Below are 13,681 nucleotides of genomic sequence, written 5' to 3'. Positions count from 1 at the left end.
GCTATAGCCCCCCGCATCGAAACCACAAACGAGAGGTCATACCGCCCGATGAAAACCCTGCGGACTGCGCTCTTCACCGCCACCCTGCTCATCCCCGCCGCCGCCCTCGCCCGTCCGATGACGCCGGAAGATGTCGCGAAGCTGGAAGCTGTCGGCACCTTCGCCGTTTCGCCGGACGGCAGCCGGATCGCCTTCACCACTGCCAGCCTGCCCGATGTGACCGAGGGCGAGGATGATGGCGCAACGAAGCAGGAACTGAAGCTCGCCTGGGGGCCTGAGCAATGGCGGGCCTACCTGCCCGCGGACGTCAGCCCCGGCCAGGTCGGCTTCAGCCCCGACGGGCTGATGGTGACGTATCTGTGGGCCGCCAAGGACGAGAAGCGCGCCGTGTGGGGCGTGCCCGTCGACGGCGGCGCGCCGCGCAAGCTGGCGGGCATCGAGGATGCAGGCGTGTCGACCTATGCCTTCGCACCTGATGGCAGCACCGTGTACCTGCTGGCCGGCGCCGCGCCCGACAAGACCCGCGATGCCGAGAAGAAGAAAGGCTTCGACGCCGTCGTCTACGAAGAGGAAGCGCAGCTCAACCGGCTGTTTGCCGCCACCATCGGCGCAGAGCCCGATGCCAAGCCGCGCGAGATCAAGGTGCCGGGCTACGTCAGCACCATCGACATCTTCCCCGACGGCAAGCGCGCGATGATCAAGACCGCGCCAAGCCCGCGCGTCGATGACGAATATACCTCGACCCGGGTCAACATCCTCGACCTTGCCACCGGCAAGACGGTCGAGGTGGCAACGCCGGGCAAGCTGGAGGACGTCGAGATTGCCCCCGACGGCAGCGCGCTGTCGCTGATCGCGGCCATCGACCGCCACGATCCGGCAGCCACCACCCTGTTCCGCGCCGATCCCGTCACCGGCACCTTCGCCCCGCTCAACGAAGGCGCTGCCGAAGCTGCGGTCGATGCCGAATGGCTGGCCGACGGGCGGCTGGCCGCAGTGATCCACAAGGGCACCAAGAGCGTGCTGCGGATCTACGGCAGCACGGTCGAGGAAATCGATCCCGGCGCGCTGGTGCTGGCTGCGGTCGAAAGCGCGGGCGACAGGATCGCCGTGCTGGCTCACAGCGCGCGCCACCCGGTCGAACTGTTCACGCTCGACAGCGGCAGTTTCCAGCGCTGGACCAGCCACAACCCCTGGCTGGCCGAGATCGACTTCGGCACCCAGCGCACCGTCCGCTACACCGCGCGCGACGGTCGCACCATCGAAGGCGTGCTGATCGAGCCGGTCGGCGGCGCACCCAAGGGCGGCGCGCCGCTGATCATGAACGTCCACGGCGGCCCCGAGGCGCATGAATCGGACGGTTGGCAGACCGCCTACAGCAAGCCCGGCCAGGTCGCGGCGGGCAAGGGCTATGCCGTGTTCCTGCCCAATTATCGCGGCTCGACCGGCTACGGCGTCGCCTTCGCCAAGGAGCACCAGGGCGATTACGGCGGCAAGGAATTCGACGATATCGTCGATGCCAAGCGCTATTTCGTGGCGGAGGGCCTCGCCGATGCCGACCGCGTCGGGATCACCGGCGGTTCCTATGGCGGCTATGCCAGTGCGTGGGGCGCGACCTTCTATTCGGCCGAATATGCCGCCAGCGTGATGTTCGTCGGCATCTCCAACAACATCTCGAAGTTCGGAACCACAGACATTCCCAACGAGATGTACCTCGTCCACGAACGCAAGTGGCCGTGGGAGGAATGGGACCACCTGCTGGAACGCAGCCCGATCTTCCACGTCGACAAGGCCGACACACCCATCCTGATCATGCACGGCGACAGTGACACGCGCGTTTCGCCGACGCAGAGCTACGAGCTGTATCGCAACATCAAGACCCGCAAGCCCGAGGTGCCTGTCCGCCTCGTGCTCTATCCCGGCGAACCGCACGGCAACCGCCGCGCAGCCAGCCGCTACGATTACAACCTGCGCATGATGGAATGGTTCGACACCTACCTGAAGACCGGGGACCGCGATGCGCCGCTGCCGGCACCGAGGCCGGACCTCGGCCTGGAAAAGGCTGCGGAAGCCGAATAGGAAATGCAGGGCTCCGGGAAACCGGAGCCCTTCTTCCCGGCGCATCGCGTCAGAAGGTGTAGCCGATCCCGAGGCCCGCCAGAAACTGGTCGGCGCTGCCGCGTTCGCTGGTGAGCGGAGTCCTCTTGGCATCGCCTACAAGGCGCGAATAGCCGCCGATGGCGACCAGCGACAGGCCCCCGTCCGTGACGTCGCCGTTGAGGTCGAAGGCGAGCAGCAGGTTAGTGCCGATACTTTCCAGCCCGCCTTCGGCCGCGAACGGGGTCAACCCGGTGGCAAGGCCCTGGGTCGGGGAGACGGAATAGTAATAGTCCGCAAAATCGTTGTCGATGAAACTCGCCCCCACGCTGAGCGAGGCGGCCGCACCGCGACTGAGCGGGGTGAAGTAGGTCACCCGAGGCGACACCGTCATCCCGTCATGCGCCCCGGCGACATCCCACAGCGCGTCGACGCCGATGGTGAGGCTGTCGAACGGGTTGAGGAGCGCCGGAAACTTGATCCCCGCCGTCGGCCCCAGTTCGACCGCCCGGTCGAGTTCGCCGAGCGATTTCACCACCGGATCCTCTATCCGGTCGACCCGGTCGCTGCGGACGCGACCGGCGATGCCGAGGTCGAACGACACGCCGTCGCGCGCGTCGGGCACGAAATCGAACGCGAGCCCCGCGGGCCGCGGGTTGATGTCGATGCCGCCGACACTGGCCTGGATGACCGGCAACGGAAAAATCGTGTAATCGTCAGACCCGGAATAGCTCGGCCCGATGCCTGCCCCGATGCCGATCGACAGGAAGTCGCCGTCGAACACGGTTTCAGGCCGTTCGGGCGGTCCGCCTGCGGCATCCTGCGCGTGCGAGGGGACGGACACGGCCGCTACGCAGGCGGCCAGCAAGAGGTATGTTCTGTTGGGCATGCGGCGAAAACGGATGGGCCGCCAGTGCGTTCCGGCCATCATCCCATCGCCTGCCACTGCCGCACCGCTTCCAGCGGCCAGAACAGCATCAGCACGTTCAGCGTCAGATTGTCGCGGATCGCCCAGGCGGTAAATAGTTCGAAGAACAGCGCCAGCACCAGGCTGACCTGCCACGGCACACGCGCCGCGAACACAAAGCCCAGGATCATCCAGCCGATATCGGCCATCGAATTGACGATGCTGTCGCCCGCATAGCCCCAGCTGATCGTCACCTCGCGATAGCGGTTGATCACCGTCTCGGTGTTCTCGCTGATTTCCCACGCCGCCTCGACCAGCACCGCGATCGGCAGCGCCCATTTCTGCAAGGCACCGCCGAACAGGCCCCACTTCTGCCACAGCAGCCAGGCGAGGAAGAACATGATCAGCCCGTGGGTGAAATGGCTGGGCGAATACCAGTCGGTGATGTGCTGGCTGTTCTCCGCCGATTGCACCACGCCGTGCCACAGCTTGACCGTGCCGCAGGTGCAGATCGGCGGGCGGTCCATCGCCAGCAGGATGGCGAGCGCACCGACCAGCACGATGACGGTGGCGATGATCGCCTTGCGATGCGGCAGGAGGACGGAGCTTGCGGCAGAGAGCATGGTAGGCGTGATGCCACAGCCAGATTGCGTGGCAAGGCAATTGCCCTGCCCTGTCCACTACACTAGGGCAGCGCGCAATGAACGGGCGCAGAGCAGATGTGGCGATTGTCGGCGGCGGGCTGTCGGGCGGGCTGATCGCGCTCGCGCTGCGCCAGCAGCGGCCAGAGCTCGATGTACTCTTGGTCGAGGCCGACGAGCGGCTGGGCGGCATCCACCGGTGGAGCTGGTTCGACTCCGACCTTGACGAGCGCGGCCATGCGCTGATGGCGCCGTTTCGCAAAACCGAATGGACCGGCTACGACGTCGTCTTCCCCGAATTTGCCCGGACGCTGCAGGCCCGCTATTTCTCGCTCGCCTCGCCCGATTTCGATGCCGGCCTGCGGCGCGAGCTGTCGCAGCAGACCATCCGCACGGGCAAGCGCGTCGACCATTGCACGCCCGCTGGCGTCACGCTGGCGGGTGGCGAGAGCATTCCCGCCCGGGCGGTGATCGATTGCCGGGGCTTCGGCCAGACCACGCACCTGCGCGGCGGATGGCAGGTCTTCATGGGCCGCCACCTGCGGACCGGCAAACCGCACGGCATCGCCCGCCCGGTTATCATGGATGCCGGCGTCGAGCAGCTCGGGGGATACCGGTTCGTCTACGTGCTTCCACTTGGCGCCAACGACGTGTTTTTCGAGGATACCTATTACCAGGACGAGCCGATCCTCGACCGCAGCGAACTCTCGCGCCGGCTCGACCGCTACGCCGCCGAGCAAGGGTGGGAGGGCGAAATCGTCGATAGCGAGACCGGCATATTGCCCGTCATCACCGGCGGCGATTTCGGGGCCTTCGCGCGCGAACAGCAGCTTGCGACCATACCGCAGGCCGGCGCCCGCGCCCTGCTGGCCCATCCGCTCACCAGCTATACGATCCCGCAGGCGGTCGAAACCGCGCTGCTGGTGGCGGACAATGCCGATCTGCCCGGAGACCAGCTGGCCGCGCTGCTCGCCGCCCATGCCCGCCGGCATTGGGACCGGACGGCCTATTACCGCCTTCTGGGCAGGATACTTTTCGGCGCGCCCGCCGCTAAGGAGCGCTACCGGATCTTCCAGCGGTTCTACCGGTTGGACGAGCGGCTGATCGAGCGATTCTATGCCGCCCGCTCGATCCCGTTCGAGAAGTTCCGGGTGCTCGCCGGCAAGCCGCCCGTGGCGATACCGGCGGCACTGAAGGCGATATTCGGCAAAGGGCGGTCGCTCGCGACCAACAGGAAGACGACCAATGGGTGATACCGGCAAGACTGCATGCGTAATCGGTTCCGGCTTCGGCGGCATGGCGCTCGCCATCCGCCTGCAGAGCGCGGGGATTGCGACCACGGTGATCGAGGCGCGCGACAAGCCGGGCGGCCGCGCCTATTACTGGGAACGCGACGGTTTCACCTTCGACGGCGGTCCGACCGTGGTGACCGACCCCGATTGCCTCAAGGAACTGTGGGCCCTGTCGGGGAGCGACATCAGCAAGGATGTCGAGCTGATGCCCGTCAGCCCGTTCTACCGCCTCAACTGGCCCGACGGGACCAATTTCGATTACTCGAACGACAAGGCGAAGCTGTTCAAGGAGATCGAGAAACTCGATCCGCGCGATGTCGACGGCTACCAGCGCTTCCTCGAATACAGCGCGGGCGTCTACGAGGAAGGCTACATCAAGCTCGGCACTGTGCCGTTCCTCGATTTCAAGTCGATGCTCAAGGCCGCGCCTGCTCTGGCTCAGAAGCAGGCATGGCGCAGCGTCTATTCGATGGTTTCGAGCTTCGTCCGCAGCGAGAAGCTGCGCGAGGCGCTGAGCTTCCACACGCTGCTGGTCGGCGGCAACCCGATGAAGACCAGCAGCATCTACGCCCTGATCCACAAGCTGGAGATGGACGGCGGGGTATGGTGGACCCGCGGCGGCACCAACCGCCTGATCGCCGGCATGATCCGCCATTTCGAACGGCTCGGCGGCAAGATCATCGTCGGCGATCCGGTGGTGCAGGTGCATGTCGAGGGCAAGCGCGCGACCGAGGTCGAGACCCAGAGCGGCTTCAAACAGCGGTTCGATGCGGTCGCCAGCAATGCCGACATCGTCCACAGCTACAAGGATCTGCTCGGCCGCAGCCAGCGCGGTTGGTCAATGGGCCGCAAGCTCAAGCGCAAGAGCTACAGCCCCTCGCTGTTCGTGGTCCATTTCGGGCTCGAGGGCACCTGGCCCGGCATCCCGCACCACATGATCCTGTTCGGCCCGCGCTACAAAGGCCTGCTGGACGACATCTACAGCAACGGCGTACTGCCGCAGGATTTCAGCATCTACCTGCACCACCCGACCGTGACCGATCCGAGCATGGCGCCCAAGGGCAAGAGTACCTTCTATGCGCTGGTGCCGGTGGCGCATATGGGCAAACTCAAGATCGACTGGGACGAAATCGGCCCGATCCTGGAGAAGCGCGTGCTCGACGAGGTCGGCCGCCGCCTGATCCCCGATATCCACGACCGGATCGTGACCAAGTTCCACTATGCCCCGACCGATTTCGCGCATGATCTCAACGCGCATCTCGGCAGCGCTTTCAGCCTCGAACCGGTGCTGACCCAGAGCGCATACTTCCGCGGCCACAACCGCGACGACGTGATCGGCAATTTCTACCTCGTCGGCGCGGGGACGCACCCCGGCGCGGGTATTCCCGGCGTGGTCGGCAGCGCCAAGGCGACGGCTGGGTTGATGATCGAGGATTTGGCTTGATCCTCCCCGGCACGGGGAGGGGGACCATGCGAAGCATGGTGGATCGGTGATGTTAGCCAGTCGGGCAATCTGGACGGTCGGGTTCCTTATTGGGACAACCACGCACGCTCTGGACATCCTCAAGCACGGGTGGTTGCCATACGATTTCAGACCTCTTCCATGGAATCTCTATTGGACCAGCCTCGTGATTTTCGATCCGCTTGCTGCCGTGCTGATATGGGTTTGGGAGCGAGAGGGAGTGATGCTTGGCGTAGCCATCATGGCCTCGAACGTGCTTGTGAACGGTTACACTGCCTTTTTCGTTGGCTATCGTGAGTTCTATTTCGCTCTCACTCTGCAATCCATGTTTGCAGTGTTTGTATTTTGGTTCGCCTGGCGGCATTGGCAGCGTCGATTGACACAGAAAGCAACTGACTCCTGATGAAACGCCTCGCCGTCTACTGTGGCTCCGCCACCCCGGAGGACACCCGCTATATCGACCTCGCCCGTGATGTTGGCCGGGATCTGGCCGAACGCGGCATTGGCGTCGTCTATGGCGGCGGGCGGCTCGGGCTGATGGGTGCGGTCGCAAACGGCGCGCTGGAGGCGGGCGGCGAAGTGATCGGCGTGATCCCGGAAGCGCTGGTCAATTCCGAAGTCGCCAACCATGCCTGCACCGAACTGATCACGGTCAGCGGGATGCACGAGCGCAAGCAGCGCTTCACCGACCTTTCCGATGGCTTCGTCACCATCCCCGGCGGGGTGGGCACCATGGACGAGCTGTGGGAAGCGATGAGCTGGGCGCAGCTGGGCTATCACTCCAACCCGGTCGGCCTGCTCAACGCCTTCGGCTTCTATGACGAGCTGATCGCCTTCAACCGCAAGATGGCCGAGGTCGGCTTCGTCCGCCCGGCGCACCAGAACATCCTGATCGCGGCGGAAACCCTGCCCGACCTGCTGGAGAAGATGGCGGCATATGTGCCGCACACGCCGATCTTCCGCATGAAGGCCGACGATTTGTGAGCCTCGACAGGGCGGAACTGGTCGAACAGGCCCGGCTGTCGATCAAGCGGGGCTCCAAGAGCTTTTCCGCCGCCAGCCGCCTGTTCGACCGCACCACGCGCGAGCGGGTGTGGCTGCTCTATGCCTGGTGCCGCCGCTGCGACGATCTCGCCGATGCGCAGGACCACGGGGGGACCTTGGGCGACCAGTCGGGCGCGATGGACCGTGTCGAGGAGATCCGCGCGCTCACCCGCCAGGCGCTCGACGGCCAGCCGACCGGGGATCCGGCCTTCGACGCCTTCGGCCTCGTCGCGCGCGAATGCGGGATCACGCAGGCCATGGCCGATGACGTGATCGACGGCTTCGAACTCGACGCGCGCGACTGGCGGCCACGCAGCGAAGGCGATTTGCTGCGCTACTGCTTCCACGTCGCGGGCGCGGTCGGCGTGATGATGGCGGTGGTGATGGGAGTGTCACCGCAGGACGAGGACACGCTGGACCGCGCCTGCGACCTCGGCCTCGCCTTCCAGCTCGCCAATATCGCCCGCGACATCGTGGAGGACGATGCGGCGGACCGTTGCTACCTGCCCGTCGAATGGCTGGTCGAGGAGGACATCGAACCCGGCCAGCACACCAAGCCGCACCACCGCCAGGAACTGGCCGACATGGCGGCGCAGCTGGTAGCGCTGATGGAAGCGCACGAGGCCGCTGCCCGCGTCGGGGCCGCACGCCTCCCGTTCCGCAGCCGCTGGGCCGTGCTCAGCGCCGCGCGCATCTATGGCGAAATCGGCCGCGAGGTCCGCCGGCGCGGGACGGCGGCCTGGGATCGCCGTGTCTCGACCAGCAAATGGGACAAGATCCGCCACGCCGCGGCAGCTTTCTTCGAGGCGCTGGCGAACGACCCTCCCCGCCCCTCCGAAATGCCGCGCTGGACCCGCGCCAATCTTGCGGAGCGCGCCGCCAGCGCGTAGCGCTGCGGGCATGAGAGGAATCCCCGTTTGCGCAGGCTTCGCGCTTGCTTTCGCCGCACCTGTCACCGCCCAGGATGATGTCGCGCACGGCGACCCGCACGATGCCGTCATCGCCGGTGCCGACGCCTTCTTCGAGGCGCTGCGAAGCGACGACAAGACGGCGCTCGCCCGTGCCATGCATCCCGGCGCGACGATCTATATCCATGACCGGATGGTGCCCGGCGCACCCGAAACCGTCGTCGTCGCGGTGGCGGACCACCTGGCTCGCTGGGCCGGGACGCCCAAGGGGCTGGACGAGCGCATGACCTATGCAACCGTACTGGTCGATGGCGACATGGCGCAGGTCTGGGGGCCCTATCGCTTCATGATCGGCGACAGGACGACCCATTGCGGGATTAATTCGCTGAGCATGGTGCTGACCGAGGGCGGGTGGAAGGTCGCCAACACCAGCTTCACCATGGAACCGCCGAGCGAATGCGACAGGCTCGGCGCGCCGGGGGTCGGCGAATGATCCGCAAGCTCCTGATCGCCAATCGCGGCGAGATCGCCTGCCGCATCATCCGCACCGCGCGCCAAATGGGGATCGCTACGGTCGCGGTCTATTCGGATGCCGATACGAAGGCGCTGCACGTGCGGCAGGCGGACGAGGCGGTGCATATCGGCCCCTCGCCCGCGGCGGAAAGCTATCTGGTGGGCGAGAAGATCATTGCGGCGGCGAAGGAAACCGGCGCGGAGGCGATCCATCCGGGTTATGGCTTCCTGTCCGAGAACGCAGGCTTCGCGCTGGCGGTGATCGACGCGGGGCTGATCTGGGTCGGTCCGAAGCCGTCGAGCATCGAGGCGATGGGTCTCAAGGACGCGGCCAAGAAGCTGATGCGCGCGGCCGGCGTGCCGGTGACGCCGGGCTACGAGGGCGAGGACCAGTCGGTCGAGCGCCTCAAGGCCGAAGCTGACGCCATCGGCTACCCCGTCCTCATCAAGGCGGTCGCGGGCGGCGGCGGCAAGGGGATGCGCAAGGTCGATGACGCGGCGGACTTTGAGGCGAGCCTCGAAAGCTGCCGGCGCGAGGCCAAGGCCAGCTTCGGCAATGACGAAGTGCTGCTGGAAAAGTGGATCGCCTCGCCCCGCCACATCGAGGTGCAGGTCTTCGGCGACAGCCACGGCAATGTCGTCCACCTGTTCGAACGCGACTGCTCGCTCCAGCGCCGCCACCAGAAGGTGATCGAGGAAGCCCCCGCTCCCGGCATGGACGAGGCGACCCGCGAAGCCATTTGCGCCGCCGCCGTGCGCGCCGCCAAGGCGGTCGATTACGAGGGCGCAGGCACGATCGAATTCATCGCCGACGCCAGCGAGGGCCTGCGGGCAGATCGTATCTTCTTCATGGAGATGAACACGCGGCTTCAGGTGGAGCACCCGGTGACCGAAGAGATCACCGGCGTGGACCTGGTGGAGTGGCAGCTGCGCGTGGCGAGCGGGGAGCCGGTGCCGCTGAAGCAGGAGGAGCTAAGCATCAACGGCTGGGCAATCGAGGCGAGGCTTTATGCGGAGGATCCAGCGAAGGGGTTTCTGCCGAGTACGGGTAGTCTCAATCACCTGCGTCTGCCTACCGATCTGGCGCGGATCGAAACTGGAATCGAAGAGCAGGCCGAAGTGTCGTCATTCTACGATCCCATGATCGCAAAGGTCGTAGCTTCCGCACCTGACCGTATTGCGGCCATCGCGACCCTCGAGGAGGCTGTCTCCCAGGTCGAGGTCTGGCCGGTCAAGACCAATGCAGCCTTTCTTGCCCGCCTGCTTCAAGACGAGGATTTCAACGCAGCGCAGCTCGATACGGGCGCAATCGAACGCAATCTTGATAAACTTGCGCCGGCACAAGCGGTGTCGATCTCGCTGTTCAAGGATGCGATGGATAAGCTGGTCTTTGGCAATCCAGCTTTGCGCAGCATGTTTGAAAGCCGCGCAAAAATTCCCGGCTTTCGCCTCAACGCCGAGCGCGCCTACCAAAGCGGTATCTATGTCGACGGACGTTTCGAGACCGACTTTCCCGACAACCACCGCTTCAGTACACAAGCATACCCGATTGGCGGTGCGACCGCGCTCGGGTTCCAGGATGGCCAAGCCTATGAATTGTCTCTCGGAGTTCGTGGCGGCGGGCATCTTCACGCCCACGACGGCGACATTATCGCCCCCATGCCGGGCAAGGTCATCGCGGTCGATGTGGCCGAGGGCGATGCGGTCACTGCGGGCCAGCGGCTGATGGTGCTCGAGGCGATGAAGATGGAGCACGCCCTCACCGCGCCGTTCGACGGGACGGTGACCGGGCTGTCGGTCCAGCAGGGCTCGCAGGTGCAGGTCGAGGCCGTGCTGTGCGTAGTGGCGCCTGCTGAAGAATAGACTTGCCCACCCCCGGCCCCTCCCGCAAGCGGTAGGGGAGAAAGTGGCGCTACCGAGTCCCCCTCCCGCTTGCGGGAGGGGTTAGGGGTGGGCCAAGGGGACCAGATGAGCTGGGAAAAGGAACTCGAGGAACTGCGCCGCCGCGAAGCGCTCGCCGAGCAGATGGGCGGGCCGGACAAGGTCGCGCGGCAGCACGGACGCGGCAAGATGGATGCCCGCGCGCGGCTCGCGGCGCTGGTCGACGAAGGCTCCTTCCGCGAAATCGGCAAGATCGCCGGCAAGGGTTTCTATGACGGCGAGGGCAATCTCGAAGCCGTCCTCCCCGCCCCGTTCCTGTTCGGCAAGGCCACCATCAACGGACGGCCCGTGGTCGCTACGGCGGACGACTTCACCATTCGCGGCGGCGCGGCCGATGCGGGGATCGGGCGCAAGATGGAGCAAGCCGAGAAGATGGCGCACGAACTGCGCCTGCCCATCATCCGCATGATCGACGGCACCGGCGGCGGCGGCAGCGTCAAGACGCTGGAGATGATCGGCGCGACCTATATCCCCGCGGTCCACATGTGGGGCGAGGTGGTGAAGAACCTCGACACCGTGCCGGTGGTCGCACTCGCGCTCGGCCCCACCGCCGGCCTCGGCGCAGCGCGGATCGTCGCCAGCCATTACTCGATCATGGTCAGGGGCCTCAGCCAGATCTTCGCCGCCGGCCCCGCCGTGGTCGATGGCCTCGGCGACGCGTGGAAGGACGGCGCGGCGAGCCACGAGGAGGCGAAGGAAAACCTCGGGGGCAGCGGCATCCACACCCGCAACGGCGTGGTCGATGACGAGGTCGCCAGCGAGGCCGAAGCCTTCGCCCGCGCGCGCCATTTCCTCGGCTTCATGCCCGAGTATGTCGGCCAGCTCGCCCGCCGCGTCGAGACCGGCGACCCCGCCGACCGGCGCGAGGAAGCCCTGCTCAGCCTCGTCCCGCGCGAGGATAAGCAGGTCTATTCGATGCGCCGCGCGATGGAGCTGATGTTCGACAGGGGCACCGTGTTCGAGATCGGCAAGATGTGGGGCCGCGCCACCATCACGGCGCTCGCCCGGGTCGACGGCTGGCCGGTGTTCGTCCTCGCCAACGATCCCAGCTATCTTGGCGGGTCGTGGGATGCCAAGACCTCCGAGAAGGTCGAACGCTTCGTCAAACTGGCCGACCAGTTCCGCCTGCCGATCGTCCACCTGGTCGACAACCCCGGCTTCATGATCGGGCGCGAGGCGGAGATGGCGGGCACGATCCGCTACGGCGTGCAGGCGATGAACGCGGTCTACAAGGCGACCGTCCCGCTCGCCAGCATCGTCATGCGCCGCGCCTATGGCATCGCCGGCAGCGCGATGAGCAATGCCGACACCTACCAGTACCGCTATTGCTGGCCTTCGGGCGACTGGGGCAGCCTGCCCATCGCAGGCGGGCTGGAGGTCGCCTACAAGTCCGAGATCGAGGCGGCGGAAGACCCCGCGGCAGAGCTGGAGGCGATCCGCGAACGGCTGGGCAAGGTCACATCGCCTTTCCGCAGCGCCGAACGCTTCAATGTCGAAGACATCATCGACCCGCGCGACACGCGGCCCCTGCTATGCGAATTCGCCGGGCTGGCCTGGCGGAGACTCGGCGCAGCCTAGTGGATTTCGTGCCCGGCAGGGAACTTGCGCTGGTCGTTCGGACGGGTGAACAGCCTGCCGCGTTCGCTGAACAGCACCAGGAACAATGACGTCAGGCTGCACAGGAACAGTGCATAAGCCAGCGGCCGCGCGCTATCGTCATACGCCTGGCCGATCAGTATCCCCAACCCCGCCCCCGTCAGCATGCGGATGAAGCTCTGCGCCGAGGAGGCCGCGCCCGCCGCATGTTCGAACGGCTGCATCGCGATTGAGCCGAAGTTCGCGCCCATGAAACCGAGCAGGCACAGGTTCGCCGCCATCAGCGGCACGAACCAGTCGAGCGAATCCGGATGGTAATGCGCGGCGTAGACCTGCACCGCCGAGACGACAATGAAGACGCATAGCGCCGTATGCGACACGCGCCGCGCGCCGAAACGTTCGACGATGCGCGAATTGGTGAAGCTCGACACCGCCAGCGTCGAGGCGGTCGCGCCGAAGATCAAGGCGAAATCCTCGCCCGCGCCGAAATGCTCGCCGATAAGCTGCTGCGAGCTGTTGATGTAGCCGAACATCGCCCCGAAGGTGATCGCGCTGCCCAGCACATAACCCACCGCCGCGCGCGTCGTGAAGGTCAGCGGCAGGTTGTGCAGTACGGTCCTGATATCGAGCGGCTGCCGCTGGGTCGGCGCGAGCGTTTCCGGCAGGCGCACAAAGGTCCACAGCGATATCACCGCGGCAACGAACCCCATGAAAGCGAAGATCCACGGCCAAGGCGCGAAGACCAGCACCGCCTGGCCGACACTGGGGGCCAGCACCGGCACCACCATGAAGACGATGAAGATGGTCGACATCAGCCGCGCCATGGCATCGCCTTCGAACCGGTCGCGGATCACCGCGACCGGCACCACGCCGAGGCCGGCGGTCGCCAGCCCCTGCAAGGCGCGCAGGACGAGCAGGGCTTCGAACGAGGGCGCGAAGGCGCAGGCGACGGAGAGCACGATGTAGGAAGCAAGGGCGAAGAACAGCACAGGTCGCCGGCCGAAGCGGTCGGCAAAGCTGCCAGGCGCGATGCAGCCGACCCCGGTCGCCAGCAGGTAAACCCCCACGACCAGCTGGCGGCGGTTGGGATCGTCGACCCCGTAGGAGCCGGCAATCACTTCTAGCGCGGGCAGCATCCCGTCGATCGCCAGTGCACCAAGGCTCATCAGCGCCGCCATCAGCGCGACGAATTCCCCGCGCCCTAACGAGCGCGAATGGCCGTCACTGGAAGAGATACGGGTGCCCACCATGATGCGCGTCATGTGCCTGTGCACCGCGCCGCT

The 13,681-nt window shown here is 65.9% G+C and carries 12 protein-coding genes; 9 read left to right on the top strand and 3 right to left on the bottom strand.

Features of this window, described 5'->3' with window-relative positions:
- The first annotated feature begins 48 nt into the window (after positions 1 to 48).
- The gene (locus WAB17_RS08505) at positions 49 to 2,076 is read left to right on the top strand and encodes a prolyl oligopeptidase family serine peptidase (RefSeq protein ID WP_435416927.1); all 2,028 of its coding nucleotides are present in this window, start codon (positions 49 to 51) and stop codon (positions 2,074 to 2,076) included.
- 49 nt (positions 2,077 to 2,125) lie between these two features.
- Here WAB17_RS08505 and WAB17_RS08500 read toward each other — a convergent pair whose 3' ends face one another.
- Positions 2,126 to 2,983 (bottom strand): MipA/OmpV family protein, encoded by an 858-nt coding sequence (locus tag WAB17_RS08500; protein WP_435416926.1) that lies wholly within the window; start codon positions 2,981 to 2,983, stop codon positions 2,126 to 2,128.
- A gap of 38 nt (positions 2,984 to 3,021) precedes the next feature.
- Positions 3,022 to 3,624 carry a DUF2585 family protein gene (locus WAB17_RS08495; RefSeq protein WP_435416925.1) on the bottom strand — a complete coding sequence of 201 codons (603 nt, stop codon included), beginning with the start codon at positions 3,622 to 3,624 and terminating at the stop codon, positions 3,022 to 3,024.
- A gap of 77 nt (positions 3,625 to 3,701) precedes the next feature.
- On the opposite strand from WAB17_RS08495, the gene crtY reads away from it, so the two are divergent.
- The 8 genes from crtY to WAB17_RS08455 all read left to right on the top strand — a co-directional run bounded on the left by crtY (position 3,702) and on the right by WAB17_RS08455 (position 12,380).
- The gene (crtY, locus tag WAB17_RS08490; protein WP_435416924.1) at positions 3,702 to 4,895 is read left to right on the top strand and encodes a lycopene beta-cyclase CrtY; all 1,194 of its coding nucleotides are present in this window, start codon (positions 3,702 to 3,704) and stop codon (positions 4,893 to 4,895) included.
- Positions 4,888 to 6,378, top strand: coding sequence for a phytoene desaturase (locus WAB17_RS08485; RefSeq protein ID WP_435416923.1), 1,491 nt, complete (start codon positions 4,888 to 4,890; stop codon positions 6,376 to 6,378). The genes crtY and WAB17_RS08485 overlap by 8 nt, the downstream gene beginning before the upstream one ends.
- A 184-nt stretch (positions 6,379 to 6,562) precedes the next feature.
- Positions 6,563 to 6,799, top strand: a complete 237-nt coding sequence (locus WAB17_RS08480) for a hypothetical protein (RefSeq protein ID WP_435416922.1) — start codon at positions 6,563 to 6,565, stop codon at positions 6,797 to 6,799.
- A complete protein-coding gene (locus tag WAB17_RS08475) occupies positions 6,799 to 7,380 on the top strand; it encodes a TIGR00730 family Rossman fold protein (RefSeq protein ID WP_435416921.1) in 582 nt (193 codons plus the stop codon). Before WAB17_RS08480 ends, WAB17_RS08475 begins: the two co-directional genes overlap by 1 nt.
- Complete coding sequence (locus WAB17_RS08470; protein ID WP_435416920.1) at positions 7,377 to 8,330, top strand: phytoene/squalene synthase family protein; 954 nt, start codon at positions 7,377 to 7,379, stop codon at positions 8,328 to 8,330. The genes WAB17_RS08475 and WAB17_RS08470 overlap by 4 nt, the downstream gene beginning before the upstream one ends.
- A 10-nt stretch (positions 8,331 to 8,340) precedes the next feature.
- Positions 8,341 to 8,841: a hypothetical protein gene (locus WAB17_RS08465; RefSeq protein WP_435416919.1), complete on the top strand. Its 501-nt coding sequence runs from the start codon at positions 8,341 to 8,343 to the stop codon at positions 8,839 to 8,841.
- Positions 8,838 to 10,724, top strand: a complete 1,887-nt coding sequence (locus tag WAB17_RS08460; RefSeq protein ID WP_435416918.1) for an acetyl/propionyl/methylcrotonyl-CoA carboxylase subunit alpha — start codon at positions 8,838 to 8,840, stop codon at positions 10,722 to 10,724. Before WAB17_RS08465 ends, WAB17_RS08460 begins: the two co-directional genes overlap by 4 nt.
- 105 nt (positions 10,725 to 10,829) lie before the next feature.
- On the top strand, positions 10,830 to 12,380 hold the full coding sequence (locus WAB17_RS08455; RefSeq protein WP_435416917.1) for an acyl-CoA carboxylase subunit beta: 1,551 nt from the start codon (positions 10,830 to 10,832) through the stop codon (positions 12,378 to 12,380).
- Here WAB17_RS08455 and WAB17_RS08450 read toward each other — a convergent pair.
- On the bottom strand, positions 12,377 to 13,660 hold the full coding sequence (locus tag WAB17_RS08450) for a multidrug effflux MFS transporter (protein WP_435416916.1): 1,284 nt from the start codon (positions 13,658 to 13,660) through the stop codon (positions 12,377 to 12,379). The genes WAB17_RS08455 and WAB17_RS08450 overlap by 4 nt on opposite strands.
- Between the last annotated feature and the right edge of the window lie 21 nt (positions 13,661 to 13,681).

Source organism: Parerythrobacter aurantius, from assembly GCF_045291475.1.
Taxonomy (GTDB): domain Bacteria; phylum Pseudomonadota; class Alphaproteobacteria; order Sphingomonadales; family Sphingomonadaceae; genus Parerythrobacter; species Parerythrobacter aurantius.
The sequence above is the reverse complement of the archived record's forward strand: the minus strand, read 5'-3'. Positions and strand labels throughout refer to the sequence as shown.

Excerpts from the sequence above, each read along its gene's own strand:
- WAB17_RS08505 (WP_435416927.1), top strand. The coding sequence starts at position 49 with ATGAAAACCCTGCGGACTGCGCTCTTCACCGCCACCCTGCTCATCCCC.
- WAB17_RS08500 (WP_435416926.1), bottom strand. The coding sequence starts at position 2,983 with ATGCCCAACAGAACATACCTCTTGCTGGCCGCCTGCGTAGCGGCCGTG.
- WAB17_RS08495 (WP_435416925.1), bottom strand. The coding sequence starts at position 3,624 with ATGCTCTCTGCCGCAAGCTCCGTCCTCCTGCCGCATCGCAAGGCGATC.
- crtY (WP_435416924.1), top strand. The coding sequence starts at position 3,702 with ATGAACGGGCGCAGAGCAGATGTGGCGATTGTCGGCGGCGGGCTGTCG.
- WAB17_RS08485 (WP_435416923.1), top strand. The coding sequence starts at position 4,888 with ATGGGTGATACCGGCAAGACTGCATGCGTAATCGGTTCCGGCTTCGGC.
- WAB17_RS08475 (WP_435416921.1), top strand. The coding sequence starts at position 6,799 with ATGAAACGCCTCGCCGTCTACTGTGGCTCCGCCACCCCGGAGGACACC.
- WAB17_RS08465 (WP_435416919.1), top strand. The coding sequence starts at position 8,341 with ATGAGAGGAATCCCCGTTTGCGCAGGCTTCGCGCTTGCTTTCGCCGCA.
- WAB17_RS08460 (WP_435416918.1), top strand. The coding sequence starts at position 8,838 with ATGATCCGCAAGCTCCTGATCGCCAATCGCGGCGAGATCGCCTGCCGC.
- WAB17_RS08455 (WP_435416917.1), top strand. The coding sequence starts at position 10,830 with ATGAGCTGGGAAAAGGAACTCGAGGAACTGCGCCGCCGCGAAGCGCTC.
- WAB17_RS08450 (WP_435416916.1), bottom strand. The coding sequence starts at position 13,660 with ATGACGCGCATCATGGTGGGCACCCGTATCTCTTCCAGTGACGGCCAT.